The sequence below is a fragment of the Pseudomonas sp. ArH3a genome (genome assembly GCF_022648765.1).
Lineage (GTDB): Bacteria > Pseudomonadota > Gammaproteobacteria > Pseudomonadales > Pseudomonadaceae > Aquipseudomonas.
On sequence record NZ_CP080330.1, the window covers coordinates 58,105 to 84,243 of the forward strand.

The following is a 26,139-nucleotide window of genomic DNA, read 5'->3' on the forward strand; positions in this document are numbered from 1 at the left end:
GATTATCCTCGGATCGCCCAGAAGGCCAGGTTCAAGCCCGGGAACTGCCCGGCGATGTGGAAGGCAAAGCCGCCGGAGTTGTTCAGCTGTTGCCAGTGCTCGCTGCCGCGGTCCAATTCGTAATAGGTGGAGCCTGCGTGATACGGAATCTGGCGTGGCGCCACCGGCAGCGGCAGCAGGCCGATACCCGGCAGTTGCAGGTTGACCAAGTCGCGGATGTGTTCCACCGAGCCGACCTTGCTCTGCTGGCCGAAGCGCGCACGCAGGGTTTCGCCGGGCACATCGGCACGCACCACCAGGATGAAACTGGCGCTGTCGAGCAGGGTTTTGTCCGCGAGCATGGCCACGTGCACGCCGTAGGCTTTCTCCACAATCGGAATCGGCGTGGCCTTGCTGTCGATCAGCATCGACAACGCCTCACGCAAGGCGGCCATCACCGGGGTGAAGCTCAGGGCCAGGTCGTCGTGCTGGTATTGCGGGTATTCCTGGGGGCGTCGGCCTGACGTCGAGAAGGTGGAAAACTCACCGGCCAGGCTCACCAGTTCGCTGAAAAACCGCTCCGGGTGCAGCGGGCTCAACTGGCTGAAATGCTGGAGCAGCGGCTGCGCGCGGTTGACCAGTTGCAGCAGCATGAAGTCGGCAATCTCCGACGCACCACCCGCGCCCGAGGCGACCACGCGGCCGGCCAAGGCTTCGCCACGTTGATGCAGCAGGCCCAGCAGTTCACTGCGAAACGCGGTCAACGGTTTGCTCGCGGCCACGTCGAGTACCGGCGGGATGTAGGTGTCATCCAGCACCAGCGCGCGGTCGGCGCGTTTTTCCTTGATGCGCACCAAGCCGATGGCGGCGTAGTCGCTGATGCCATCTTGCGCAGTCAGCAGGCGCAACGCGCGGGAACCGACGGCCACCGGCGCACGGTTTTCGAACGGGGCATTGTCGTCGCGCACTTCGCGTACCTGGCTGACATAGCGGGCGGCGCCGAGGTCTTCGCCGTCGTCCACCGTGTCACGCGCGCCCGCACGCTTGAGCGGCAAGGCCAGGTAAACCAGGCCATCGCGCAAGTTGTCGTCGATATTCAGCGGGCTCGGCGCCAGGTCGTCCTGGGGAATATTGAACGGCGTGCCATCCGGCAACAGGCCGCGCGCCGACACAATCGCCAGCTTGCCCTGGGCCAGCAGGCCCTGGTCGACCAGCAACTCGGAGAAACCCCAGGCGCCGGCGGACAACGGGCGGCTGCGGGCGTCGATCAGGTTTTCCAGGTAACGGTCATGCTGCTGGAAGTGCTGCGTTCCGATGAACATGCCTTCCGACCAGACCACGCGATTGTTCCAGGACATGGGGGCTCCGATTGCTTGTTATTGGGCAGGGCTGGATGGGGGAACCACGACGTCGGCGCGCACGGCGCGTACATCGAGGCTGATCTGGTATTCGGTGTATTGGCGCGCCGGCACGGTGAGCACCGTGCGCCATTGCGCGCGGTCCAACTCGCGATAGCCCACCAGCAAGCCGATCTGGCGTGTGGACGGGTCGAGGTCGCGCTGGATGCTCAGTTGCTGGCCGGGTTGCACCATCACTTCGTCCTGGTCCAGCAGGTCTAGGCCGAGGGTGGATTGCGCACGATCAGCCAGCGCAAAGTAGTCGGAGCGACTGAAGGTGGCGGCGTTTTTCAGTTCGAAGATGCGCACGCGAACCGGCGCGGCCTGGCCGTTGGCGCCAGGGTTGAGCCCGGAAATCGCGTGAAAATGCAGCTCGATGGCGGCGGTGTCGGCCTCAGCTTCGGCGGCCGCCTCGGGCTTAGCGGCATCCTTGGCACACGCCGTCAGCAGCAGCGCCGTGGCGGCTGCGAGTAAAAACCTGGGAATCATCCTGCGTCCTCAATGACGTACTTAGCTATCCGTTCTATCCATTACCGCACCCCGCGTTAACGACGCTGTCGTGCGCTGTGCTCTTCGTAGGCTCGGCTGAATTCGCGGCCGAACAGGTCCTGGAAATCTTCCTGGGCCTCGCGGGAAATATTGCTATAGAGCTCGGTGAACTGCTGCCAGTACTGGGCCTGGCGTGAGCCGTTGAAAAGGCTCGACAGCCCGGCGGGCTTGCCCATGCGCTCCTCCAACTGCGCCGGTTCAAAACGCGCGAGCAGGTGTTTGATCGCCGCTTCCACACCGGCCATCACCGCCAACTGGTGGGCCCGCAGGTCATCGAAACTGTCGCGCACGGCGATGTCCGGCGCCATAAACGCTTGGTTTCCATGACGAAGCAGCAGCAGTAAGGCTTCGTCGGCATTCGGTGCGAATTTCAACGGATTGTTTTCGGCTGGCTGGATCATCGTCTGCTGCATGCGGAATTCGCCCTTGAGGCTGGCGCGGGCACGCAACACGTCGATCAGGCCTTCGACCATCAGCCGATAGCTGCGGCCGATGCTTTCCATCTGTGCGCAAGCGTCGGCTTTGTCGAGGCGCAATTGGTCGAGGCCAGCGCCGCGCAGGAAGGCTTGCAGGAGGTCGGGCTGTTGGCTGTCGGCCACGGGGAGCGCGGGCTCGACCACAGGTGGCGGCGGGATGACCGCAGCGGGTGGCGGTGGTGGCGACGATGCCGGCGGCGGTGCACTGACGACCGGTGCCGGCGTGTCGCCAAACAGATCCCAGTCTTCGGGAATCACCGAACCGGATACCACCGGTCTCTCAATCAACGGCCTCTCAACCACCGGCACGGCAACCGGCGTCGGCGGGCGGAAGTCGTGTTGCTCGGAAGGCACGTGGTCCGCCACGGTCGGTGGTGGCACGGCGGTGGGGCTGAGGAAGTCGAACAGGTCCGGCAGCGTGTCCATCGACGAGGCGCCTTGGAACTGCGGCGCGATCACCGGTGTGGCTGCTGGCGTACTGGCGACAGCGCCCATCAGCGCTTCAAAACTGTTCGGCGAATCACCGGCAAATGCCTGGCTGTCGACGGCTTGCACGTTGAAGTCGATGCGCGCCTGGATTTCGTAATCGCCGATGCGGATCAGCTCACCATCTTGCAGCGGCTCGCTGTTGCCCCTGCGCAGACGGACACCGGCATTAACCAGCTCAACGCCGTTGGTGCTGTTATCGGTTAAATAATAACGGCCATCTTTGTATTGAATAACGCAGTGTTGCGAGGAAACCAGGCGCTCTGGATCAGGCAATACCCAGTCATTATCCGAGCTGCGGCCGATAGCCATCGAGCCCTGGTTCATGGACTTTTCGGGGCACTGCCCAGGGGTAATCTTGTGATAACTAGTAATAGTCAAACACAGCGACATCTTGCCTCCTTGCTGATACTTCGCGCGCAGTCGATTCCCGGGGCGACGGTTCCCCAGAGACCCCACTAGGTCGTGAAATCGACCCTCACAGCCTGCTAATGCCAGCATGATCGCTGATCTTAACTGGGCTCCATGACAAAAATCCTATTCTGGTGCACCACTCGACTCACCAGTCGCGCAGGTTGTTAAACACCGCACATCTGTCACAGAGGGCGAATAGCTTACCTTGACAAGGCCTAACTACTACACCAAAAATGCACAACTTCTTGAATACCAATGATGGCACTTTGAAATCAACTCGAATTCAAAGTTCCAGTATGTCCAAGAAAACATGCCTAGTTCATCGTGCAACTAGTGCATGCATTGCCCGCCATTTAACGGGCTGATAGGGAGATCAATTTCAGTGGATGTGCCGTTGCTGCTCACCGCCGTTTCCGCGACTTCGCCGTGTGGCGAAGACATGGAATATGACGCGGACTTTCTCCACCTGGAGCGTGCCGCCAAGGGCCAACCCGAGCGCAGCATGGGCGATTCTATCCTGCCCGCTGAACCGCCGGATTGGCGCAGCATCCAGCAGCAAAGCCTCGACTTGTTGCAGCGCAGCAAAGACCTGCGCATCACCCATTTCCTGTTGCAAAGCTCCCTCGCTCTCCAAGGCGTGGCCGGGCTGGCCGATGCCCTCACGCTGATCAACGCCCTGCTGCGCGAATACTGGGCCGACCTGCACCCGCGCCTGGATGCCGACGACGATAACGACCCCACCGTACGCATCAATGCCCTGTCCGGCTTGACCAGCGACGCGACCATTCGCCTGCTGCGCGAAAGCATCCTCACGCGCTCGCGCACCTTCGGCCCCGTGAGCCTGCGCGCCGCGCTGAACGCCAGCGGCTTGATGAGTTTCCCCGACGAACAGCTCGGCTCCCAGCAACTCAACGCCGCGTTCCTCGACAGCGACCCCGAACAACTGCAAGCCACCCGCAACGCCGTGAGCGCCGCACGTGCCGCCTGCGAAGCCATCGAACAACAAGTCAGCGACCAGGTCGGTTCGGCCCAGGGCGTGGACCTCAGCCTGTTGAAGCAACCGCTCAAGCAGGCGCTGCAAGTCCTCAACCAATTCGTACCGAACAGCGACACCAGCAGCGAGCCCGAGGCCGTCAGTGACGACAATGCCCCCTCGGTTGAATACGCCGTTGCCCCCGCAGCACCACGCCCGACCGGCGACATCGCCAACCGCGATGACGTGCTGCGCAGCCTCGACAAGATCCTTGCGTACTACACCCGGCACGAGCCTTCGAGCCCGCTGCCGGTGCTGTTAAACCGGGCGAAGAATCTGGTGCATGCCGACTTTGCAGCCATCGTGCGCAATCTGATTCCCGACGGCATGTCCCAATTTGAAAACCTGCGTGGCCCGGACGGCGAGTAAGCCGCCCGGCTGTGCAGTAACAACACCGTCGCTCAAGCGACCAGGAGCAGCAACGTGGCGAAGCAAAGTTCTCAGAAATTCATCGCGCGCAACCGCGCGCCTCGAGTGCAGATCGAGTACGACGTCGAGCTTTACGGCGCCGAGAAAAAGGTCCAGCTGCCCTTCGTGATGGGCGTGATGGCCGACCTCGCCGGCAAGCCTGCCGAACCGCTCGCGCCCGTGGCCGACCGCAAGTTCCTTGAAGTGGACGTCGACAACTTCGACTCGCGCCTCAAGGCCATGCAGCCGCGCGTGGCGTTCCACGTACCGAACGAGCTGACCGGCGAAGGCAACCTGAGCCTGGACATCACCTTCGAAAGCATGGACGACTTCAGCCCGGCCGCCGTGGCGCGCAAGGTCGACTCGCTGAACAAGCTGCTCGAAGCCCGTACCCAGTTGGCCAACCTGCTGACCTACATGGACGGCAAGACCGGCGCTGAAGAAATAATCATGAAAGCGATCAAGGACCCGGCACTGCTGCAGGCCCTTGCGAGCGCGCCGAAGCCTGCTGGGGATCAATAATCATGACCGAGAATACCGCCCGCGAAGGCGCTCAGAACCTGGGCGCAACCGAGGAAACCAGCGAGTTCGCATCGCTGTTGCTGCAAGAATTCAAACCCAAGACCGAGCGTGCCCGCGAAGCCGTTGAAACCGCTGTGCGCACCCTGGCCGAACAGGCTTTGGCACAGACGGACCTGGTGTCCAATGACGCGATCAAGTCGATTGAATCGATCATCGCCGCCATCGACGCCAAGCTCACCGCCCAGGTCAACCAGATCATCCATCACCAGGATTTCCAACAGCTGGAAAGCGCCTGGCGTGGCCTGCACTACCTGGTCAACAACACCGAGAGCGATGAGCAGCTGAAGATTCGCGTGCTCAACATCTCCAAGCCGGACCTGCACAAGACCCTGAAGAAATTCAAGGGCACCGCGTGGGACCAGAGCCCGATCTTCAAGAAGATGTACGAAGAAGAATACGGCCAGTTCGGCGGTGAACCTTACGGTTGCCTCGTAGGCGACTACTACTTCGACCAGTCGCCACCCGACGTGGAACTGCTGGGCGAGCTGTCGAAAGTCTGCGCCGCCATGCACTCCCCGTTCATCGCTGCGGCGTCGCCGACCGTGATGGGCATGGGCTCGTGGCAAGAACTGTCGAACCCGCGCGACCTGACCAAGATCTTCACCACCCCGGAATACGCCGGCTGGCGCTCGCTGCGTGAATCGGAAGACTCGCGCTACATCGGCCTGACCATGCCGCGCTTCCTGGCACGCTTGCCGTATGGCGCCAAGACCGACCCGGTGGAAGCCTTCGCCTTCGAAGAAAACACCGACGGCGCCGACAGCTCCAAATACACCTGGGCCAACGCCGCGTACGCGATGGCGGTGAACATCAACCGTTCGTTCAAACACTACGGCTGGTGCTCGCGCATCCGTGGCGTGGAGTCCGGCGGTGAAGTGGAAAACCTGCCCGCCCATACGTTCCCGACCGATGACGGTGGCGTGGACATGAAGTGCCCGACCGAAATCGCCATCAGTGACCGCCGCGAAGCGGAACTGGCGAAGAACGGTTTCATGCCGCTGCTGCACAAGAAAAACACTGACTTCGCTGCTTTCATCGGCGCCCAGTCGTTGCAGAAACCGGCCGAATACGACGACCCGGACGCCACCGCCAACGCCAACCTGGCCGCGCGCCTGCCGTACCTGTTCGCCACCTGCCGTTTCGCCCACTACTTGAAGTGCATCGTGCGCGACAAGATCGGTTCCTTCAAAGAGAAGGACGAGATGCAGCGCTGGTTGCAGGACTGGATCCTCAACTACGTCGACGGCGACCCGGCGCACTCCACCGAAACCACCAAGGCCCAGCACCCATTGGCTGCCGCTGAAGTGATCGTGGAAGACGTCGAAGGCAACCCGGGTTACTACAACTCCAAGTTCTACCTGCGCCCGCACTATCAGCTCGAAGGGCTGACCGTGTCGCTGCGCCTGGTATCGAAGCTGCCTTCGGCGAAAAGCGCGTAACTCGCTCGTTCCCACGCTCTGCGTGGGAATGCCGCCCGGGGCGCTCCGCGTCCCAGTGACGCAGAGCGTCACAGGATGCGTTACCACGCAGAGCGTGGGAACGATCAGCGTTAATAAATTCTGTGGCTGAGACCACACAGGGAGAAAACATGGCTGTTGATATTTTCATCAAGATCGGCGACATCAAGGGCGAGTCCATGGACAAAGCCCACAAGGACGAAATCGACGTGCTGAACTGGAGCTGGGGCATGGCCCAGTCCGGCAACATGCATGTTGGCGGTGGCGGCGGCGCAGGCAAGGTGAATATCCAGGACCTGTCGCTGACCAAGTACGTCGACAAAGCCTCGCCGAACCTGATGATGCACTGCGCCAGCGGTAAGCACATCGACAAGGTCAAGCTGACCGTGCGCAAGGCCGGGGGCGAAAGCCAGGTCGAGTACATGATAATTAACCTGGAAGAAGTACTGGTCACGTCCCTGAGCACCGGCGGCTCGGGCACTGATGATCGCCTGACTGAAAACGTCACCCTGAACTTCGCCCAAGTGATGGTCGACTACCAGCCGCAGAAAGCCGACGGCACCAAAGACGGCGGCGCGATCAAGTTTGGCTGGAACATCCGTTCCAACACCAAGCGCTGATAGCCCTGGCGGCCGTGGCTCCCCGCCACGGCCACTGGCATATGCCCCGCGCAAAAACCGTCCCTCTCACAACCCGTCCGTGGAGCTGCTTTGGTGGTAACTGAAATCGCTTCCCGCGACCGTCTGCAACCGTCCCTGCTGGACCGGTTGACTGACGACGACCCGACCAATCCCAAGGAAAGCGCCGACAAACGCGTGCTGTCCCTGACCCAATTGAAAGCCTCGGTTCTGCGCGACCTGGCGTGGCTGCTCAACACCACGTCGTTGCTGGATGCCGATGCCACGCTGCACACCCCGGCCGGTACTTCGGTGGTCAATTACGGCCTACCGGCACTCGCGGGCAACAGCGTCTCCAGTGTCGACATCAAGGCCCTGGAAGCCCTGATTTACCAGGCGATCGCCACGTTTGAGCCACGTATTTTGCGCCACACCCTGCGCGTCAAAGCCCGCGTCGGCCATGGCGAGATGAACCACAACGCCCTGAGTTTCGAGATCGAAGGCGACCTGTGGGCGCAGCCGGTGCCGCTGCGCCTGTTGCTGCAAACCGACCTCGACCTGGAATCCGGCCATGTGCGCGTAGTGAATGCCGACCAGCGGAGGCGCCCATGAACCCGCGCCTGCTGGAGCTGTACAACCAGGAACTGCACCACGTGCGCGAAAGCGCCGCCGAGTTCGCCAAGGAATACCCGAAGATCGCCAGTCGGCTGACCCTGTCCGGTATGGACTGCGCCGACCCGTACGTCGAACGCCTGCTCGAAGGTTTTGCCTACCTCACCGCCCGCGTGCAACTCAAGCTCGACGCCGAGTACCCGACCTTCACCCACAACCTGCTGGAAATCGCTTACCCGCACTACCTGGCGCCCACGCCATCGATGACCGTGGTGCAATTGCAGACCGACCCCGACGAAGGCTCCCTGGCCAGCGGCTTTCCGCTGCCGCGCGACACCGTCTTGCGTGCCGCGCTGGGCCGCGAAACCCAGACCTGCTGCGAGTACCGCACCGCACACCCGGTGACGTTGTGGCCGTTGCAGGTCAGCGGCGCCGAGTACTTCGGCAACCCCGCCGCCGTGCTCGGCCGCCTGGCCGCCAGCGAGCCGAAAGCCAAGGCCGGCTTGCGCCTGACCCTGCGCACCGGCGCCGAATTGCCGTTCAACAGCCTCAACCTCGACAGCCTGCCGCTGTACCTCAGCGGCGCGGATGAACAGCCGTTCCGCCTCTACGAACAACTGCTGGGCAATGCCTGCGCGGTGTTTGCGCGCAAGCCCGGCGGTGATTGGGTCGAGCGCCTGCCGCAAGACGCCCTGCGTTCCAAGGGCTTTGACGACGCCGACGCGGCTATGCCGGTGGTGGCCCGCGCGTTCCAGGGCTATCGGCTGTTGCAGGAATACTTCGCCCTGCCCCACCGCTTCCTGTTCGTCGAATTTGCCGAGCTGAGCCGCGCAGTCAAACGTTGCGACGGCCAGGAGCTGGAGCTGATCGTGCTGTTCGACCGCCACGAGCCGAGCCTGGAAGGCAGTGTCGGCGCGGCGCAGTTCATGCCGTTCTGCACCCCGGCGATCAACCTGTTCCCCAAACGCGTGGACCGTATTCATTTGTCCGACCGCGTCAACGAACACCATGTGATCGCCGACCGCACGCGGCCGATGGATTTTGAGATTCACTCGCTAAGCGGCATCGCCGGCCATGGCACCGGGCCGGAGCAGCCGTTCCTGCCGTTCTATGCGGTGCGCGACCCGTCACGCTATGGGCGCGATCAGGCTTACTACACGCTGCGCCGCGAGCCCCGCGTGTTGTCCAGCGACCAGCGCCGCAATGGCCCGCGCTCCACTTATGTGGGCAGCGAAACCTTTGTCAGCCTGGTCGACAGCCAGCAAGCGCCGTACCGCCACGACCTGCGCCAACTCGGCGTGACGGCGCTGTGCACCAACCGCGATTTGCCGCTGTTCATGAGCGTAGGCAGCGGCAAGACCGACTTCACCTTGGCCGACAGCGCGCCGGTGTTGTCGGTGCGCTGCGTCGCCGGGCCGAGCCGCCCGCGCGCCAGCCACGCCCACGATGCCAAGGCTTGGCGCCTGATCAGCCAGTTGTCGCTCAACTACCTGTCGCTGAGCGAACAAGGCCAGGGCGCCGGCGCCTTGCGCGAACTGTTGCGCCTGTATGGCGACAGCAACGACGCGGCGCTGCAATTGCAGATCGAAGGCCTGCGCGAAGTCAGCAGTAAAGCCGTGACCCGTCGCCTGCCGATGCCCGGCCCGATTGTGTTTGGCCGCGGCCTGGAAATCACCCTGGAATTCGATGAAAACGCGTTTCGCGGCACCGGCGTGTTTCTGCTCGGTGCGGTGCTGGAGCGCTTCCTGGCACGCTACGTGTCGATCAACAGTTTTACCGAGACGGTGATCCGTACCACCGAACGCGGCGAGATCATGCGATGGAAAGCCAAGCCCGGGCGTCGTCCGACCCTGTGAACACACTGGATGCGATGCATCAGCAGCCCTGGGAATACGATTTCTTCCAGGCGCTGCGCCGTATCGAGTGCGAAGCGCCGCAGCTGCCGCGCCTGGGCCATTCCCTGCGCCTGGCAGATGACCCGCTGCGCCTGGGGCAACAGGCGGATTGCACCTTCGCCCCGGCCACGTTGGCCTCGGTCGACCCCGGCAGCGACGGCAAACCCGCGCGGCTGGAGCAGTTCTTCTTCGGCCTAGGCGGCCCCAACGGCCCGTTGCCGCTGCACATCACCGAGTACGTGCGCGAGCGTCAGCGCAACAACGCCGACAGCACCAGCAAACAGTTTTTGGATGTGTTCCACCACCGCCTGCTCAGCCTTTTTTACCGGGCCTGGGCCGAAGCGCGGCCGACGGTCAGCCACGATCGCCCGGATGACGATTATTGGTCGGCGCGCCTCGCCGCCCTGAGCGGCCGGGGCATGCCGAGCCTGCTCAACCAGGGGCTGATTCCCGACACGGCGAAGCTGCATTACAGCGGCCACCTGTCGGCGCAAACCCGTTACCCGGACGGCCTGAAGGCGATTCTCAGCGAGTACTTCGGCCTGCCGGTGGAAATCGAAGAATACGTCGGCCAATGGCTGGAGTTGCCCGAACGCAGCCGCGTGAGTGTCAGCGCCAACCAACTGGGCGTGGACTTTTGCCTGGGCAGCCACGTGTGGGATCGCCAGCATAAATTCCGCATCCGCTTAGGCCCGCTCAAGCTGGATGACTACATGGGCATGCTGCCCGGCAGCCAGCCGTTCAACGAGCTGGTGGCGTGGGTGGCCGAGTACCTGGGCCATGAATTGGACTGGGACTTGAACCTGGTTTTGCAACAACCCGAAGTACCGGCGCTGCAGCTCAATGGCCAGTTCCGCCTGGGCTTCAACACCTGGCTCGGCCAACCCGAGCATGACGCCAACGACCTAATCCTGGCTCGGCATTACGCCGACCACGCCACCACCTCAAGGAATCCAGAGCATGGGTGAAATCAGTCGCGCCGCACTGTTCGGCAAACTCAACAGCGTGGCCTACAAGGCCATCGAAGCCGCCACCGTGTTCTGCAAGTTGCGGGGCAACCCGTACGTGGAACTGGCCCACTGGTTTCACCAATTGCTGCAACTGCAGGACTCGGACCTGCACCGCATCATTCGCCAGTTCAACGTGGAGCCGGCGCGCCTGGCCCGTGACTTGACCGAGGCCCTGGACCGCCTGCCGCGTGGTTCGACGTCAATCACCGACCTGTCGTCCCATGTGGAAGAAGCCGTGGAGCGCGGCTGGGTCTACGGCAGCCTGATGTTTGGCGAAAGCCAGGTGCGCACAGGCTACCTGGTGCTGGGCATTCTGAAGACGCCGAGCCTGCGCCATGCGTTGCTGGGTTTGTCTGCCGAATTCGACAAGATCAAGGCCGAAGCCCTGAGCGAACGCTTTGACGAATACGTCGGCGACTCGCCCGAGAATGCGTTGAGTGCCAGTGACGGTTTCAATGCCGGTGCTGTACCGGGCGAAGCCAGTGGCGCGATGGCGCCGAGCGCGATGGGCAAGCAGGAAGCGCTCAAGCGCTTTACCGTAGACCTGACCGAACAGGCGCGCAGCGGCAAACTCGACCCCATCGTCGGCCGTGATGAAGAAATTCGCCAACTGGTGGATATCCTCATGCGTCGTCGTCAGAACAACCCGATCCTCACCGGTGAAGCCGGTGTGGGCAAGACTGCCGTGGTTGAAGGTTTCGCCCTGCGCATCGTCGCCGGTGACGTGCCGCCCGCACTCAAAGACGTGGAGCTGCGCAGCCTCGACGTGGGCCTGCTGCAAGCTGGCGCCAGCATGAAAGGCGAGTTTGAGCAGCGCCTGCGTCAGGTCATCGAAGACGTCCAAGCCTCGCCCAAGCCGATCATCCTGTTTATCGACGAAGCCCACACGCTGGTGGGTGCCGGTGGCGCCGCCGGGACGGGCGATGCGGCCAACCTGCTCAAGCCAGCCTTGGCGCGCGGTACGTTGCGCACCGTGGCTGCCACGACGTGGGCCGAGTACAAAAAACACATCGAAAAAGACCCGGCCCTGACCCGCCGCTTCCAAGTCGTGCAGGTGGCGGAGCCGTCGGAAGACAAGGCGCTGTTGATGATGCGAGGCGTGGCGTCGACCATGGAAAAACACCATCAGGTGCAGATCCTCGATGAAGCCCTGGAAGCCTCGGTGAAGCTGTCGCACCGTTACATTCCTGCGCGCCAGCTGCCGGATAAATCCGTGAGCCTGCTGGACACCGCCTGCGCCCGCGTCGCCATCAGCCTGCACGCAGTGCCGGCCGAAGTGGACGACAGCCGCCGTCGCATCGAAGCGCTGGAAACCGAACTGCAAATCATCGGCCGCGAGCATGCCATCGGCATCGCCATCGGCGCACGCCAGACCAATAGCGAAGCTTTGCTGAGTGCCGAGCGTGAACGCCTGGCAACCCTGGAAAGCCGTTGGGCCGAAGAAAAAACACTGGTAGACGAGCTGCTCGCCACCCGCGCGACCTTGCGCGAGAAAGCCGGTGTTGTGGACAGCGATGCGGGTAGCAACGAGAGCGACGAATTGCGCGCGCAACTGGTCGACCTGCAAGAACGCCTCACCACCTTGCAAGGCGAAACCCCGCTGATCCTGCCGACCGTGGATTACCAGGCGGTGGCCTCGGTGGTCGCCGACTGGACCGGCATCCCAGTGGGCCGCATGGCGCGCAACGAACTGGAGACGGTGCTCAACCTCGACCAGCACCTGAAAAAACGCATCATCGGCCAGGACCATGCCCTGCAGATGATCGCCAAGCGTATTCAGACCTCCCGCGCCGGGCTCGACAACCCGAGCAAGCCGATTGGCGTGTTCATGCTGGCCGGCACATCGGGTGTGGGCAAGACCGAAACCGCGCTGGCGCTGGCCGAGGCCATGTACGGCGGTGAGCAGAACGTGATCACCATCAACATGAGCGAGTTCCAGGAAGCCCACACCGTGTCGACCCTCAAGGGCGCGCCACCGGGCTATATCGGCTACGGCGAAGGCGGCGTGCTGACCGAAGCGGTACGGCGCAAACCCTACAGCGTGGTGCTGCTGGACGAGGTGGAAAAAGCCCACCCGGACGTGCATGAAATCTTCTTCCAAGTATTCGATAAGGGCGTGATGGAGGACGGCGAAGGCCGAGTGATCGACTTCAAAAACACCCTGATCCTGCTGACCACCAACGCCGGTACTGAGCTGATTTCCCAGGTCTGCAAAGACCCGGCGAATATCCCTGAGCCGGAAGAAATCGCCAAGGCACTGCGCCAACCACTGCTGGAGATTTTCCCACCGGCGCTGCTCGGCCGTTTGGTCACGATTCCTTACTACCCGCTCAGCGATGAGATGCTCAAAGCGATTACCCGCCTGCAGCTCAACCGCATCAAAAAGCGCGTGGAAACTACGCACAAAGTTGCCTTCGACTACGACGACGCGGTGGTCGATTTGATCGTCTCGCGCTGCACCGAAACCGAAAGCGGCGGCCGCATGATCGACACCATCCTCACCAACAGCCTGCTGCCAGACATGAGCCGTGAGTTCCTCACGCGCATGCTCGAAGGTAAGGCGCTGGCGGGTGTGCGTATCAGCAGCCGGGATAATGAATTGCACTACGACTTCAGCGACGCCGAATAACGACTGTTGGAATACGGTCAATGTGGGAGCTGGCTTGCCTGCGATAGCGATCTGACATTCAGTATTGATGTTGATTGATCCACCGCCATCGCAGGCAAGCCAGCTCCCACATTTGGATTCGGTTTCTTCAGTTATTAAGTCATTTACGAGACGCCCGATGCTATTCAACCAAGCCTCACGCCTGGCCAAGATCACCAGCCCTCTGGGGCCGGATGTGCTGTTGCTCAATGAAATGGGCGGCGGTGAAGAGCTGGGCAGGTTGTTCAACTATGAGCTGCAACTGACCTCGCTGGACGCCAACATCGACCTCAACCAGTTGCTCGGCAAGCCGATGAGCGTCGGCGTGCAGTTGGCGGACGGTAGCGAGCGGCACTTCCACGGCATCGTCGCGCGGTGCAGTCAGAACATCGACCAGGGCCAGTTCGCCAGTTACCAGGTGACCTTGAGGCCGTGGTTCTGGTTGCTCAGCCGCACCTCGGACTGCCGGATTTTCCAGAACCTGAGCATCCCGCAGATCATCAAGCAAGTGTTCCGCGACCTGGGCTTTTCCGATTTCGAAGACGCCCTGAGCCGGCCGTACCGCGAGTGGGAATACTGCGTGCAGTACCGCGAAACCAGCTTCGATTTCGTCAGCCGCTTGATGGAACAGGAAGGCATCTACTACTTCTTCCGCCATGAACAGGACCGCCATGTGCTGGTGCTGGCCGACGCCTACGGCGCCCACACCACGGTGCCGGGCTACGCGTCGATTCCGTACTACCCCAAGGACGAGCAGCAGCGCGAACGCGACCATATGCACAACTGGCACCTGGCGCACGAAGTACAGCCGGGCTCGCTGGAGCTCAATGACTACGACTTCCAACGCCCCAGCGCCAGTATCGACGTACGCTCGGCAATGCCGCGCCCGCACACCGCCGGCGACTACCCGCTGTACGACTACCCCGGCACGTATGTTCAAAGTGAAGACGGCGAACACTACGCACGCACCCGCATCGAAGCCCTGCAAACCCTGCATGAGCAGATCGAGTTCAGCGGCAACGCCCGTGGCCTCGGCTCCGGCCACTTGTTCAGCCTTACCGGCTTCAGCCGCCAGGACCAGAACCGCGAATACCTGATCGTCGGCTGTCGCTACTACATCGTCCAGGAAAGCCTGGAAAGTGGCGGCGGCTCGGGCTCGGCGCAGTTCGAAAGCAGCCTGACCTGCATCGACGCCCAGCAAAGCTTCCGCCCACTGGCGAATACACACCGGCCCATCGTCAAAGGCCCGCAAACCGCCTTGGTGGTCGGCCCCAAAGGCGAAGAAATCTGGACCGACCAGTATGGCCGCGTGAAGGTGCACTTCTATTGGGACCGCCACGACCAATCCAACGAAAACAGCTCGTGCTGGATTCGCGTGTCGCAATCCTGGGCCGGGAAGAACTGGGGCTCGATGCAGATTCCGCGTATCGGCCAGGAAGTGATTGTGAGCTTCCTTGAGGGCGATCCCGACCGGCCGATCATCACCGGCCGGGTGTACAACGCCGAGCAGACCGTGCCCTACGACCTGCCGGAAAACGCCACCCAGAGCGGGATGAAAAGCCGTTCGAGCAAGGGCGGCACGCCGGCCAACTTCAATGAAATCCGCATGGAGGACAAGAAGGGGCTGGAGCAGTTGTATATCCATGCCGAGAGGAATCAGGACATCGTGGTGGAGGTGGATGAAAGCCACTCCGTCGGGCATGACCGCAATAAGAGTATTGGGCATAACGAGACGGTGACGATTGGGAATAACCGTGTGCGCATCGTCAAGCACGAAGACATCCTTTCTGTGGGCCAGAGGAAAACCGACAGCGTCAGCCAGAGCTACGTGATTGAAGTGGGCGAAAACCTGCGCCTGGTCTGCGGTAAAAGCATTCTGGAGTTGAACGCCAGCGGGCAGATCAACCTGAGCGGCGTCAATATCAGCTTCCACGCCAGCGGCGATGCCGAATTCAATACCGGCGGCGTCCTGCACCTGAACAACGGCGGCGGCCCCGGCGCAACGCCCGATGGCCAGGGCATGAAAACCAGCATCGACGCCAACATCAAAGCCGCATTCCCCACGCCTAAAAGCTCCTGACGAGACCTGCTTGCCATGACGTACCGAATCAACGAATTCCAGTTTCAACTGCCTGAGGGCGAGCTGCAGGACGCGTCGATCAATATCCTAAAGTTCCCCGAACTTGGCACGTCCTTGATCATCAGCCGTAGCTTCCTCAGCGAAGGCGAAACCCTGCACAGCAACTTCGACGACCAGCTCAAGCGCCTGGAAAAACAGGTGCAGGATTTACGCTGCCAGCCGAGCGTTACCGTGCGTTTGGGCGCCGCCCAAGAGGTGGAAGGGATTGAGCTGCGCAGCCAGTTCAACAAAGGCAACGACAAAGTGTTCCAGTACCAGTTGGCCCTGGTGTTGCCGGGTACGCGCAAGATGCTCGCCTTAAGTTATGTGAAGGCGGACAAGCTTGGGGATGCTGAGGCGGGGCATTGGGCGATGATTAAGAACTCACTGTCGTTCGACGCTATTTCTTGATGAGCTGCCTACATGTCTGACGCTCTTTGGGCTGCCCGGATGGGCGATGCGCTGACGCACACCTCGATGATGGCCGACATTCTCGGCGGCGTGCTGGAGGTGGCAGCCAACGTGGCGATTACTGCGCTGGCAACCGCTGCGGTCGCTGCAGCGATTGGTGTGACTGTCGCCACCGCGGGTATTGGTGGCTGCATTCTCGGCATGGTGGTAGGCGTCGTAGTCGGCATGGCCATGAGCAAGACCGGGGCCGATAAAGGCCTCAGCAAGATATGCGAGGATTTCAGCAACGCGTTATTCCCGCCCACGGTGCAGGCAAATATTGCCGTGGGCTCCACCGACACGTTCGTCAACAACATTCCCGCTGCACGCGCGGCCGGTTCGATCCCATCCCATGTTTCGCCCGCTGGCACTGAGCTTGAGCAAGCACCACCCGAGCCCGACCCCGCACCTCAACCTGAGCCAGGCTTCCTGGACATGGCCGAGGGGTTTTTCTCCCAGCTATGGCGTCCAACCGTCGCCACGCCCGCCCCAGGCGTTGTGCCTGCACTCACGGACCTGGTCGTGTGCACTCGTCACCCGCCGATGCCGCCGCAACTTCTGGCCGAGGGCTCGGATAAAGTCACTATCAATGGTCAACCTGCGGTGCGTAGCGGCGACCGCAGCATGTGTGATGCAACAGTGGTGTCCTCGGGGCTGATCTCACCCAATGTCACGATTGGTGGCGGTACGGTGGTGGTGCAGGAGATTCGTAGCGGCAAAACCCCCGGCGTGGGATTGGCGATTGAGGCGCTGATGTTGTTGAAGGGGGCAAAAGGAAAAACCCTGAGCGACTTGCCCTGCATGCTCCTCAGCGGCGTGACTTCCTACGCGGTCAGCCAGGCAATGGGCGCAGCGGCCAATGCCACGATGGGCTCGCCCAATCCGGTGCATGCGGCCACCGGCGCGAAGGTGCTGGGGAGTATTACCGAGCTGGACTTTGTATTACCGGGTGTTTTGCCGATCGATTGGCAGCGGTTTTACAACAGCCGGGATAAGCGTCGTAATGGGATGTTTGGCGCGGGCTGGAGCGTTACCTATGAAGTAAGCATCGAGATCCTGCCCCATTCAGACGGCGGCGAGGAGCTGGTCTATACAGACGAACAGGGCCGACGCATCAACCTGGGCTCGGTTTTGCCGGGCAGCGCAATGTTCAGTGCAGGCGAAGGCTTGGCTGTTCGGCGGCACCGCAATGGGCAGGTATTGATAGAGAGTGAAGAGGGTCTGTATCGCCTGTTCGACATCACCCCGGGTAACACATCGCTGCTGCGTTTGAGCCAGCTGGGCGACCGTAACGGCAACCGTATTTATCTGGACTATGACGAGAAAGGCCTGCTTTTTCGGCTGCGAGATACGTTTGATCGTATACAGGTTGAACTGACTCGCGAACACGGCCGCGTCAGCCACATCGAACGTGTGCACGCCGATCATCGTAGAGAAACGCTTGCTCGCTATAGTTTTGACACAGCGGGCGATTTGACGATTGTCAGTGATGCGACTGAGCAGATTCAGCGACGCTTCTCTTATGACAGCGGCCGGCGGATGGTCGAACATCAGCTACCTACCGGCTTACGCTGTTTCTATGAGTGGGCACTGGTAGACGGGGTTGAATGGCGCGTTGTGCGGCACTGGACAGACGAAGGTGACGAGTACCTGTTTGACTACGATCTGCAAGCTGGCATTACGCGCATCACCGACAACCTGCATCGCGTCAGCACGCGGCTGTGGAATACCCAGTACCAGATCATCTCTTACACCGACAACGTAGGACAAACTTGGCTTTTTGAGTGGAATGACGAGCGTCAACTGCTCAGTGCGACCGACCCGCTAGGCGGGCGATATGCGTTCAGTTATGACGAGTCAGGCAACCTGCTGGGCGAGCACGACCCGTTGGGGCGCATTGACTCTACCCTGTGGTTGGAGCACTGGGCGCTGCCACGGATTCAGGTGGATGCTGCGGGAAACAGTTGGAACTATCAGTACGACCCAAGGGGCAATTGCATCCGCGAAACGGACCCTCTGGGCCATAGCACTCAATACCGCTATGACGATCATGGCCAAATCGTCGAAATCATTGATGCTGCTGGCAAGAGCAAGCGCATGCGTTGGAATCTCTTTGGCCAACTCATCGAGTACATTGACTGCTCTGGCTATCCGACACGCTTCAGCTATGACGATCGTGGTTTCTTGCAGACGATTACGGATGCCCTGGGTGAACGATCGCACTTCAACGTTGACGCTAGAGGCCGGATGCTGAGTAGCCAGTTGCCGGATGGCCGAACGGAATACTTTCAAAGAAATGCAAACGGTCAGTTAGTCAGTTACACCAACGCTGCCGGCAACACCACGCACTATCAGCGTAATCGCCGCGGCCAAGTATTCCAGCGCACCGATGCGCATGGCCGCACAGTAGAGTTTGGCTACGATGCGTATGGAAGACTGAAGGCACTGACAAACGAAAATGGCGAACGCTACTTGTTTGCCTGGGACGCCGGCGACCGGCTTGAGAAACAGCAAGATCTCGACGGCAGCGCCAAGCATTACACGTACGACGCGCTGGACAATCTGGCAAGCGTGGCATCTGTTCCTGCACTTTACGGCGCGGGTCTGTCGATCGTGCAGCAGACAACGACTGAACCCATCATTCACCGATTGGAACGGGACGCGATCGGGCGCCTGACTGCCAAAATCACCGATGACGGCCGAACCGAATATACCTACGACGTATTCAACCAGCTGATTGCCGTGACCTTCACGGACTGTCAGGGCAACTCGCAAGCACTGAGTTTTTCGTACGACGCTCTCGGCCAGCTATTGGAAGAAAGCAGCCCGGCCGGAAGCTTGCATCATCACTACGATGAGTTGGGCAATTTGATACAAACCCAACTTCCTGATGGACGCTGGATAAATCGCCTGCTGTACGGAAGTGGCCACCTGCATCAAATCAATGTGGACGGGCACACCATCAGTGATTTTGAGCGTGACCGCCTGCACCGTGAAGTCATGCGCACCCAAGGACAAATCAGTACGTATCTGGGATACGACCGCAGTGGCAGGCTGAGATCGCGCCAACGTAAATACACTGAACACCCTTCGCAGTTGCTGAGCGCGGAACACAGCAAAGTTGAATACGACCTCGCAAACAATCTGGTCGCAAAGCTGGATCAACACGCCAAAGGGCAGCGTCACCAACTCCTGCATTACGACGCCACTGGGCGAATCATTGCCAGTCAAGGCGATACCCAAGGGCAGGCAGAAATATTTGCCTACGACGCTGCAGCCAACTTGCTGGATGGGTCACAACAAGGCGCAGGCCTGGTCGTACACAACAAATTGATCACCTATCAGGACAAACGCTTCCGTTACGATGGGTGGGGCCGGGTAATAGAAAAAAGAAGCGGCCAGCGCGGTACACAACGGTTTAGTTACGACGCCGAACACCGGTTGATTGAGGTCCGAAATCACAGTATTACGGGCGAAACCGTCGTGCGCATGAACTACGACCCCTTGGGAAGACGCCAGGAAAAAAGCGAATTGCGCCAAGGCGTCGAGCTGAGTAAAACTACTTTTTTATGGGACGGATTAAAATTACTTCAAGAACAATCTAACAACCAGAAAAGTTTATACCTGTACGCCAATAACGGCTATGAACCACTGGCTCGTATCGACGGCGAAGGTGACCAGCAAAAAATCAGGTACTACCATAACGACATAAATGGATTACCCCTTCAGCTGACCGAAGTTAACGGAAGCACTGTCTGGGAAGCCAGCTACAAGGTATGGGGTAATACCGCGCAAGAAGTGCAGGAGTCTTATTTCATTGAGAGGCAAAACCTGAGATTTCAAGGCCAGTACCTCGACAGGGAAACCGGCCTGCACTACAACACTTTTCGATTTTACGATCCCGATGTGGGGCGGTTTACAACGCGAGATCCAATCGGATTGGCGGGCGGACTCAACCTCTACCAGTACGCGCCCAATCCGCTGGGTTGGATCGACCCGCTGGGTTTGAGCTGCTCCCTGAGTGCCAAAGCGCGCAAGATACATGATTTGGCGAGGGATCCCTTTGCCAAACGCAATTCCACGGTAGCCATTGCCGAGGTCACTATCAACGGAAAAACCACACACTACGTAGCCGGCAGCGCGGGCACATTGTCTCCAGCACAGAGAAAACTCGCCGCAGAAATGGGCATACCTCCTGAAAACATATTGTCAGGCACCAAAGTGCGCAGTGGCCACGCAGACCCCGCTCAAGCGAAACTAGAAAACCACGCAGAACGGGTTATCATCAGAAACCTGCCGGAAGGTGCGAAGGTCGAAAAATGGGGAGTGTCTTGGGGTGGTAAACAAACCAACGCTTCCTGTTCAAACTGCCAGCCTCATGTTGAAGCGTCTGGTGGCGTTTTCGATTAAAAACTTACAGGACGCTTACCATGTTCAACATTGTTGACGAGATAGACAACTATCAAGCCTTTATCCTAGGCGCCCTTCAAACTTTGTCAGATGAGCAAGTTACTTTTTTATCTGCATGGTGCACCAATGGGCTACTCAGCTTGCCAAATACGCTGCCTGTCATTCAACAAAAGTTAGGCATTGACGATACGAAAGATAAAATTGTCGGACATATCCTTCAACGCGATATTTCTCCCTACCAGCAAAAACTTCAACAGTTGTTGGACAGCATGGACGAGTATTCGGCTAGTCACGAGGAGTTAGAAGCTTACGAGTCCTATGCACTGGCAGCCTTCAACGCTGCCCTTAACAGTGCAGACGATATCGAGAGTCTCGCGTATGCGCTGGAAGTTGTGATCAATCTGATCGACCACTATGCGCAAACGGAAGATGAAACGGTGTGGAACCCCACGTTAAAACAAGAGTTTGACGCACAACACGCCATTGTTAACGACCTATTAAAAGGCCGACCTGTCACGGTGACCAGCCACCATGATTTTCTGATCAACTAAGATCATGCCAAAAGGATGAGACCCACCCGGCCTTCTCATCCAAAGCGTCTCTAACAAAAAATGGGCACCCGACCCAGTCGGCGTGCCCATTTTTTCCCCATCCCGCCTCCCTTCAGACGGTACCGCTCTTACGGGTTGACGCTGTCTTTAAGCGACTTGCCCGGCTTAAACGCAACGGTGTTGCTCGCCTTGATCTTCACCGGCTCACCGGTCTGCGGGTTTTTGCCGGTGCGGGCGCCACGGTGGCGTTGCAGGAAGGTGCCGAAGCCCACCAGGGTGACGCTGTCCTTGCGGTGCAGGGCGCCGGTGATTTCTTCGAGAACGGCGTTGAGGACGCGGTTGGCCTGTTCTTTGGTGAGGTCTGCTTTTTCAGCGATGGCGGCTGCGAGTTCTGGTTTACGCATAAGTGAAGCCTCTTTGACGGTTTTTTGTTGTTATGTCCGTGCTGCTCTCTTATGGAGCAGCGCCCAAGGCGCCGCAGGCTCTACTCTGCGGCAGACGGGAGTGAGGATGGCATGCCCTCGCACGCTCCGCCAGTCTCGAGGCGACCTTTCTACGGGTAAGAACGTGCTGATTCCGACAGAACGACCGGTATTTACGCCAGTAACGGCGGAAGTTCTTTGTTCAAAGCCAGTTTTTCCATCACGGCGCTGCCGGTCAGCGCGTAGCCGAGCAGGCGGCCGCTGGCGTCGCGGCACAAGGCCTTGATGTCGGCGCCCTGCCCTTCGACGCTCCACACGCCTTCGGTGCCGCGTGGCGGCGGGGAAACCACCAGTGGGCAGATCGGGGTTTTCACGGTGATCGGCATCGGTCCGTAGCTCACCGCCGTGGCGTTGCCTGCCAGGGTTTGGGCCAGGGCACGGGCGCAGCTCATCAGCGGCATCACGTACAGCAGGTTCAGGCCATCGACCTCGGCGCAGTCGCCGAGGGCGTAGATGTTGGCGTGGGAGGTCTTGAGGTGACGGTCCACCATGATCCCACGGTTGATCTGCAGGCCGGCGGCGGCGGCGAGGTCCACGCGCGGGCGCAGGCCGATGGCCGAGACGACCAGGTCGCAGTGGATCACTTCACCGTCCGACAGGTGCGCTTCCAGGCCATCAGCCGTGCGCTGCAGGCGGTTGAGCACCGGGCCTAGGTGGAAACGCGCGCCGAGGCCTTCCAGCCCGGCTTGCACGGCTGCGGCCGCTGCCGGGTGCAGCAGGGTCGGCATGACTTGCTCGCACGGGGCCACCAAGTCGATTTCATAGCCACCGAGGATCAGGTCGTTGGCGAATTCACAGCCGATAAGACCGGCGCCGAGCAGCAGCACACGGCGTTTGCCGGCGGCGGCGGCACGAAAGCGCGCGTAGTCTTCGAGGTCGTTGATCGGGAAAATCAGCTCAGCCGCGTCGCCTTCGACCGGGACACGCACGGTTTCTGCGCCCCAGGCCAGGATCAGGTCGCGGTAGGCCACGGCTTCCTCGCCGATCCACAGGCGTTTGTGGCCCGGGTCGATGCCGCTGATGCGCGTGTGGGTGCGCACCTCGGCCTTGAGTTGCTCGGCCATGGCGCCCGGTTCAGCCATGCTCAAGCCATCGGCTTCCTTGTTCTTGCCAAAGCCGGTGGAGAGCATGGGCTTGGAGTAGGAGCGCCCGTCATCCGCGGTGATCAGCAGCAACGGGGTCTCGCTGTCGAGCTTGCGAAACTCCCGGGCCACGTTGTAACCGGCCAACCCTGTGCCGATGATCACGACAGGTGCGTTCATTCCTTTCTCCTTGTAGTACGTTTCTTAAATCGATGATTAACCGATTTCGATCATTTCGAAATCCATTTTGCCCACGCCGCAGTCCGGGCACAGCCAGTCTTCCGGGACGTCCTGCCACAGGGTGCCCGGAGCGATACCGTCATCCGGCCAGCCGTCTTTTTCGTCGTAGATCAGGCCGCACACTACACATTGCCACTTCTTCATTACTTACTTCCTCAGGGTCCAGGCATCTTGGCCGACGGTCGATAGACCAACGTTGCCGTGCGGCTCAGGGCGTTTTGTACTGATCGGGGCCGGCAGATGCAAGCATGTTCGGCGCAAACGGCCGGTTCAGCACGGCAAAAGCTCAGGACGCCATGGTAAGCTCGCCGCCTCTTTTGCTGCCAATACTGACTCACCGTGCCGCACTCAATCGCCCCGCCCGATGCTTGCCAATGGCTGACCCAGAGCCTTCTGAGCCCATTGCCCGCGCCCTTGGCACTCAATTGGCTGTTCGACGAAGGCTCGCTGACACGCCGGCTCACGTGGCTGTCCAACGACGGTTTCAGCGTGACGCCGTTGTTCGAAGGCTGGCAGCCGTTGCGCGAGGATGAATGCGCAGCGCTGGGCTTGGCCCCTGCTAGCATCGGATGGGTGCGCGAGGTGTATTTGCGCGGGCACGGCCAGCCGTGGGTGTTCGCCCGCAGCGTGGCGGCACGCAGTGCCTTGCAGGGCGACGGCTTGCACATGGACGAGCTGGGCAGCCGTTCGCTGGGCGAGTTGCTGTTCTGCGACCACGCCTTCACCCGCCAGGCCATCGAGGTGTGCCACTACCCAAGGCAATGGCTGCCGCCCGCGGACCAGGCCGACGGCCTGTGGGGGCGCCGCTCGCGCTTTGATCGCGGGCCGCTGAGCGTGCTGGTGGCGGAAATCTTCCTGCCGAGCTTTTGGCATGCACTGCATGACCATCCGGAGAACTGCTGATGTATCAACGTCTGCTCAAGTCCCTGAACCACCTGAACCCCAGGGCCTGGGATTTCATTCAGTTGACCCGCATGGACAAGCCCATCGGCATCTACCTGCTGCTGTGGCCAACACTGTGGGCGCTGTGGATCGCCGGTAAAGGCTCGCCTTCTCTTATCAACATCGTGATTTTCGTCCTGGGCGTGGTGCTGACCCGCGCCGGCGGCTGTGTGATCAATGACTGGGCTGACCGCAAGGTCGACGGCCATGTGAAGCGCACCGAGCAACGCCCGCTGGTCAGCGGCAAGATCAGTTCCAAAGAAGCGCTGGTGTTTTTTGCGGTGCTGATGGGCATCAGCTTCCTGCTGGTGCTGCTGACCAACGCCACGACCATCCTGCTGTCGTTGGGCGGCCTGGCGCTGGCGGCGAGCTACCCGTTCATGAAGCGCTACACCTATTACCCACAAGTGGTGCTGGGCGCGGCGTTTTCGTGGGGCATGCCGATGGCGTTCACCGCCGAGACCGGCCACCTGCCTGCCACGGCATGGCTGCTGTACATCGCCAATTTGTTGTGGACGGTGGGCTATGACACTTATTACGCGATGACGGACCGCGACGATGACCTGAAGATCGGCGTGAAGTCCACGGCGATCCTGTTCGGCGATGCCGACCGCGTGATCATTCTTACCCTGCAAGGTTTATCGCTGGTCTGCCTGTTGCTGGCAGGCATGCGGTTCGAGCTCGGCGGCTGGTTCCACCTCGGGTTGCTGGCGGCGGCAGGCTGTTTTGCCTGGGAGTTCTGGTACACACGGGACAAGGACCGCATGAAATGCTTCAAGGCGTTTTTGCATAACCACTGGGCGGGGTTGGCGATTTTTGTAGGGATTGTGGCGGATTATGGGTTTCGTTGATCCTGTGGCGAGCGGGCTTGCTCGCGAAGACGTCGGCCCAGCAAACATTGATGTTGACTGACCCAGCGCTTTCGCGAGCAAGCCCGCTCCCACAGGGGGTCTGCGCTTAACTGAACGGCATTAGGGCTTGCCCGCTTGCAACGATAAGCTCGCTAGCCGCTAAGCGATCAGGGCTTGGCGACCTTCCAGGCTCCGTCCATTTTGCCGTCGCCGGTCATGTCACCGGCCTTCTTGTCCATAACGAAGGTGTAGAGCGGCTTGCCGCTGTAGGCCCACTGGCTCTTTTCATCGTCACGGGTAATCACGGTCCACTTGCCCATGGGAGTGTCGGTGGATTCAGCCATCAGCGGCGGCCAGTTGGTGGCGCACTTGTCGTTGCACATAGATTTGCCATCGGCGTCCTTGGCAAAGGTGTAGAGCGTCATGCCATTGTGGTCCACCAACATCCCGTCTTTGGTCATCCCTGGCTCAGCCGCAAATACCAGTGTCGGCAGCGTCAACGCGGCCGTTACCAGCAGGGCTTTCCAGGAGAAAGTACTTTGAGTCATCGGAACCTTCCTTTTGTGGTTGTCAGGATTCGGACCCAAAGGGTAGTCCAGAGTGCCAATAATTGCCCAAGCGACTAAATTACTGTCACACGACTGCAATAATTCCGTTATCTAATGCGGCGCAAGACAGTTAAATGACAAGAGGATTTTGAGCATGGTTGGCAGGAGCATTCTGATTGTTGACGACGAAGCGCCCATCCGCGAGATGATCGCCGTTGCGTTGGAAATGGCCGGCTACGACTGCCTGGAGGCGGAGAACTCCCAGCAGGCCCATGCCATTATCGTCGACCGCAAGCCGGACCTGATCCTGCTGGACTGGATGCTGCCCGGCACCTCTGGCATCGAGCTGGCCCGGCGCCTCAAGCGTGACGAGCTGACTGGGGACATCCCGATCATCATGCTCACCGCCAAGGGCGAAGAGGACAACAAGATCCAGGGCCTGGAAGTCGGCGCTGATGACTACATCACCAAGCCTTTTTCCCCACGGGAACTGGTCGCGCGCCTCAAAGCCGTACTGCGCCGTGCCGGACCGACTGATGGCGAAGCGCCGATCGAAGTCGACGGCCTGATTCTGGACCCGATCAGCCACCGTGTGACCATCGACGGCAAACCGGCCGAGATGGGCCCGACCGAATACCGCCTGCTGCAGTTTTTTATGACTCACCAGGAACGCGCCTACACCCGTGGCCAACTGTTGGACCAAGTGTGGGGCGGCAACGTGTATGTGGAAGAGCGCACCGTGGATGTGCATATCCGCCGCCTGCGCAAAGCCTTGGGCGATGCCTACGAGAATCTGGTACAAACCGTGCGCGGCACCGGCTACCGCTTTTCCACCAAAGGCTGAGCCAGCCCTCCCTTTCCTTAACAGCTGACAAGGACGCACGTTTAAGTGAACCAGAACT

Annotated in this window: 22 protein-coding genes; 15 read left to right on the forward strand and 7 right to left on the reverse strand. The window is 60.5% G+C overall.

The window, feature by feature from the left end; genetic code table 11:
• Nucleotides 1–2 precede the first annotated feature (2 nt).
• The 3 genes from tssK to tagH are packed head-to-tail and all read right to left on the reverse strand — an operon-like array spanning nucleotide 3 to nucleotide 3,280.
• Nucleotides 3–1,337, reverse strand: coding sequence for a type VI secretion system baseplate subunit TssK (gene tssK / locus K0P33_RS00270; protein ID WP_242153500.1), 1,335 nt, complete (start codon nucleotides 1,335–1,337; stop codon nucleotides 3–5).
• Nucleotides 1,338–1,355: 18 nt separating this feature from the next.
• Nucleotides 1,356–1,865 carry a type VI secretion system lipoprotein TssJ gene (gene tssJ / locus K0P33_RS00275; protein ID WP_094948686.1) on the reverse strand — a complete coding sequence of 170 codons (510 nt, stop codon included), beginning with the start codon at nucleotides 1,863–1,865 and terminating at the stop codon, nucleotides 1,356–1,358.
• A gap of 56 nt (nucleotides 1,866–1,921) precedes the next feature.
• Nucleotides 1,922–3,280, reverse strand: a complete 1,359-nt coding sequence (gene tagH / locus K0P33_RS00280; protein WP_242153503.1) for a type VI secretion system-associated FHA domain protein TagH — start codon at nucleotides 3,278–3,280, stop codon at nucleotides 1,922–1,924.
• Nucleotides 3,281–3,683: 403 nt separating this feature from the next.
• Between tagH and tssA the strand changes: the two genes are divergently transcribed.
• The 12 genes from tssA (at nucleotide 3,684) to K0P33_RS00340 (ending at nucleotide 21,092) form a co-directional block, all read left to right on the forward strand.
• Nucleotides 3,684–4,703, forward strand: coding sequence for a type VI secretion system protein TssA (gene tssA, locus K0P33_RS00285; protein ID WP_242153504.1), 1,020 nt, complete (start codon nucleotides 3,684–3,686; stop codon nucleotides 4,701–4,703).
• A 54-nt stretch (nucleotides 4,704–4,757) separates the two neighbouring features.
• Nucleotides 4,758–5,264 carry a type VI secretion system contractile sheath small subunit gene (gene tssB / locus K0P33_RS00290; RefSeq protein ID WP_010168268.1) on the forward strand — a complete coding sequence of 169 codons (507 nt, stop codon included), beginning with the start codon at nucleotides 4,758–4,760 and terminating at the stop codon, nucleotides 5,262–5,264.
• Between the two features lie 2 nt (nucleotides 5,265–5,266).
• Complete coding sequence (gene tssC / locus K0P33_RS00295; RefSeq protein WP_242153507.1) at nucleotides 5,267–6,763, forward strand: type VI secretion system contractile sheath large subunit; 1,497 nt, start codon at nucleotides 5,267–5,269, stop codon at nucleotides 6,761–6,763.
• A 149-nt stretch (nucleotides 6,764–6,912) separates the two neighbouring features.
• Nucleotides 6,913–7,401 (forward strand): type VI secretion system tube protein Hcp, encoded by a 489-nt coding sequence (locus K0P33_RS00300; RefSeq protein WP_078739799.1) that lies wholly within the window; start codon nucleotides 6,913–6,915, stop codon nucleotides 7,399–7,401.
• A gap of 93 nt (nucleotides 7,402–7,494) precedes the next feature.
• The gene (gene tssE, locus K0P33_RS00305; protein ID WP_005792513.1) at nucleotides 7,495–8,010 is read left to right on the forward strand and encodes a type VI secretion system baseplate subunit TssE; all 516 of its coding nucleotides are present in this window, start codon (nucleotides 7,495–7,497) and stop codon (nucleotides 8,008–8,010) included.
• A complete protein-coding gene (gene tssF, locus K0P33_RS00310) occupies nucleotides 8,007–9,866 on the forward strand; it encodes a type VI secretion system baseplate subunit TssF (protein WP_094953191.1) in 1,860 nt (619 codons plus the stop codon). The genes tssE and tssF overlap by 4 nt, the downstream gene beginning before the upstream one ends.
• Complete coding sequence (gene tssG, locus K0P33_RS00315) at nucleotides 9,830–10,873, forward strand: type VI secretion system baseplate subunit TssG (RefSeq protein ID WP_242153510.1); 1,044 nt, start codon at nucleotides 9,830–9,832, stop codon at nucleotides 10,871–10,873. Before tssF ends, tssG begins: the two co-directional genes overlap by 37 nt.
• The gene (gene tssH / locus K0P33_RS00320) at nucleotides 10,866–13,544 is read left to right on the forward strand and encodes a type VI secretion system ATPase TssH (protein WP_242153513.1); all 2,679 of its coding nucleotides are present in this window, start codon (nucleotides 10,866–10,868) and stop codon (nucleotides 13,542–13,544) included. The genes tssG and tssH overlap by 8 nt, the downstream gene beginning before the upstream one ends.
• 157 nt (nucleotides 13,545–13,701) lie before the next feature.
• A complete protein-coding gene (locus tag K0P33_RS00325; protein WP_094953196.1) occupies nucleotides 13,702–15,642 on the forward strand; it encodes a type VI secretion system Vgr family protein in 1,941 nt (646 codons plus the stop codon).
• Nucleotides 15,643–15,657: 15 nt separating this feature from the next.
• The gene (locus K0P33_RS00330; protein WP_094953197.1) at nucleotides 15,658–16,092 is read left to right on the forward strand and encodes a DcrB-related protein; all 435 of its coding nucleotides are present in this window, start codon (nucleotides 15,658–15,660) and stop codon (nucleotides 16,090–16,092) included.
• Nucleotides 16,093–16,104: 12 nt separating this feature from the next.
• Complete coding sequence (locus K0P33_RS00335) at nucleotides 16,105–20,541, forward strand: RHS repeat-associated core domain-containing protein (protein ID WP_242153516.1); 4,437 nt, start codon at nucleotides 16,105–16,107, stop codon at nucleotides 20,539–20,541.
• Between the two features lie 20 nt (nucleotides 20,542–20,561).
• On the forward strand, nucleotides 20,562–21,092 hold the full coding sequence (locus K0P33_RS00340; protein ID WP_242153518.1) for a hypothetical protein: 531 nt from the start codon (nucleotides 20,562–20,564) through the stop codon (nucleotides 21,090–21,092).
• A gap of 128 nt (nucleotides 21,093–21,220) precedes the next feature.
• On the opposite strand, the gene K0P33_RS00345 is transcribed toward K0P33_RS00340, so the two are convergent.
• From K0P33_RS00345 to K0P33_RS00355, 3 genes are all read right to left on the reverse strand, one after another.
• Entirely contained in the window at nucleotides 21,221–21,496 is a 276-nt protein-coding gene (locus tag K0P33_RS00345) for an HU family DNA-binding protein (RefSeq protein WP_003213368.1), read from the reverse strand.
• Between the two features lie 191 nt (nucleotides 21,497–21,687).
• Nucleotides 21,688–22,836, reverse strand: a complete 1,149-nt coding sequence (locus tag K0P33_RS00350) for an FAD-dependent oxidoreductase (protein WP_058421114.1) — start codon at nucleotides 22,834–22,836, stop codon at nucleotides 21,688–21,690.
• Between the two features lie 36 nt (nucleotides 22,837–22,872).
• Nucleotides 22,873–23,040: a rubredoxin gene (locus tag K0P33_RS00355; RefSeq protein ID WP_003213373.1), complete on the reverse strand. Its 168-nt coding sequence runs from the start codon at nucleotides 23,038–23,040 to the stop codon at nucleotides 22,873–22,875.
• A gap of 195 nt (nucleotides 23,041–23,235) precedes the next feature.
• On the opposite strand from K0P33_RS00355, the gene K0P33_RS00360 reads away from it, so the two are divergent.
• Both K0P33_RS00360 and ubiA read left to right on the forward strand, forming a co-directional pair.
• Nucleotides 23,236–23,799 (forward strand): chorismate lyase, encoded by a 564-nt coding sequence (locus tag K0P33_RS00360; RefSeq protein WP_094948981.1) that lies wholly within the window; start codon nucleotides 23,236–23,238, stop codon nucleotides 23,797–23,799.
• Complete coding sequence (ubiA, locus tag K0P33_RS00365) at nucleotides 23,799–24,689, forward strand: 4-hydroxybenzoate octaprenyltransferase (RefSeq protein ID WP_094948982.1); 891 nt, start codon at nucleotides 23,799–23,801, stop codon at nucleotides 24,687–24,689. The genes K0P33_RS00360 and ubiA overlap by 1 nt, the downstream gene beginning before the upstream one ends.
• 167 nt (nucleotides 24,690–24,856) lie before the next feature.
• On the opposite strand, the gene K0P33_RS00370 is transcribed toward ubiA, so the two are convergent.
• On the reverse strand, nucleotides 24,857–25,237 hold the full coding sequence (locus K0P33_RS00370) for a hypothetical protein (protein WP_094948983.1): 381 nt from the start codon (nucleotides 25,235–25,237) through the stop codon (nucleotides 24,857–24,859).
• A 154-nt stretch (nucleotides 25,238–25,391) separates the two neighbouring features.
• Here K0P33_RS00370 and phoB point away from each other — a divergent pair, with 154 nt between their 5' ends.
• Nucleotides 25,392–26,081, forward strand: a complete 690-nt coding sequence (phoB, locus tag K0P33_RS00375; RefSeq protein ID WP_003195617.1) for a phosphate regulon transcriptional regulator PhoB — start codon at nucleotides 25,392–25,394, stop codon at nucleotides 26,079–26,081.
• Nucleotides 26,082–26,139 lie beyond the last annotated feature (58 nt).

What these genes read in the sequence shown, in the direction of transcription:
- ubiA (WP_094948982.1), top strand. Translation starts at nt 23,799, where the DNA reads ATGTATCAACGTCTGCTCAAGTCCCTGAACCACCTGAACCCCAGGGCC.
- K0P33_RS00300 (WP_078739799.1), top strand. Translation starts at nt 6,913, where the DNA reads ATGGCTGTTGATATTTTCATCAAGATCGGCGACATCAAGGGCGAGTCC.
- K0P33_RS00335 (WP_242153516.1), top strand. Translation starts at nt 16,105, where the DNA reads ATGTCTGACGCTCTTTGGGCTGCCCGGATGGGCGATGCGCTGACGCAC.
- K0P33_RS00340 (WP_242153518.1), top strand. Translation starts at nt 20,562, where the DNA reads ATGTTCAACATTGTTGACGAGATAGACAACTATCAAGCCTTTATCCTA.
- tagH (WP_242153503.1), bottom strand. Translation starts at nt 3,280, where the DNA reads ATGTCGCTGTGTTTGACTATTACTAGTTATCACAAGATTACCCCTGGG.
- K0P33_RS00355 (WP_003213373.1), bottom strand. Translation starts at nt 23,040, where the DNA reads ATGAAGAAGTGGCAATGTGTAGTGTGCGGCCTGATCTACGACGAAAAA.
- K0P33_RS00345 (WP_003213368.1), bottom strand. Translation starts at nt 21,496, where the DNA reads ATGCGTAAACCAGAACTCGCAGCCGCCATCGCTGAAAAAGCAGACCTC.
- K0P33_RS00330 (WP_094953197.1), top strand. Translation starts at nt 15,658, where the DNA reads ATGACGTACCGAATCAACGAATTCCAGTTTCAACTGCCTGAGGGCGAG.
- K0P33_RS00370 (WP_094948983.1), bottom strand. Translation starts at nt 25,237, where the DNA reads ATGACTCAAAGTACTTTCTCCTGGAAAGCCCTGCTGGTAACGGCCGCG.
- tssK (WP_242153500.1), bottom strand. Translation starts at nt 1,337, where the DNA reads ATGTCCTGGAACAATCGCGTGGTCTGGTCGGAAGGCATGTTCATCGGA.
- tssJ (WP_094948686.1), bottom strand. Translation starts at nt 1,865, where the DNA reads ATGATTCCCAGGTTTTTACTCGCAGCCGCCACGGCGCTGCTGCTGACG.
- tssG (WP_242153510.1), top strand. Translation starts at nt 9,830, where the DNA reads ATGGAAAGCCAAGCCCGGGCGTCGTCCGACCCTGTGAACACACTGGAT.
- tssF (WP_094953191.1), top strand. Translation starts at nt 8,007, where the DNA reads ATGAACCCGCGCCTGCTGGAGCTGTACAACCAGGAACTGCACCACGTG.
- K0P33_RS00325 (WP_094953196.1), top strand. Translation starts at nt 13,702, where the DNA reads ATGCTATTCAACCAAGCCTCACGCCTGGCCAAGATCACCAGCCCTCTG.
- tssC (WP_242153507.1), top strand. Translation starts at nt 5,267, where the DNA reads ATGACCGAGAATACCGCCCGCGAAGGCGCTCAGAACCTGGGCGCAACC.
- tssH (WP_242153513.1), top strand. Translation starts at nt 10,866, where the DNA reads ATGGGTGAAATCAGTCGCGCCGCACTGTTCGGCAAACTCAACAGCGTG.
- phoB (WP_003195617.1), top strand. Translation starts at nt 25,392, where the DNA reads ATGGTTGGCAGGAGCATTCTGATTGTTGACGACGAAGCGCCCATCCGC.
- K0P33_RS00350 (WP_058421114.1), bottom strand. Translation starts at nt 22,836, where the DNA reads ATGAACGCACCTGTCGTGATCATCGGCACAGGGTTGGCCGGTTACAAC.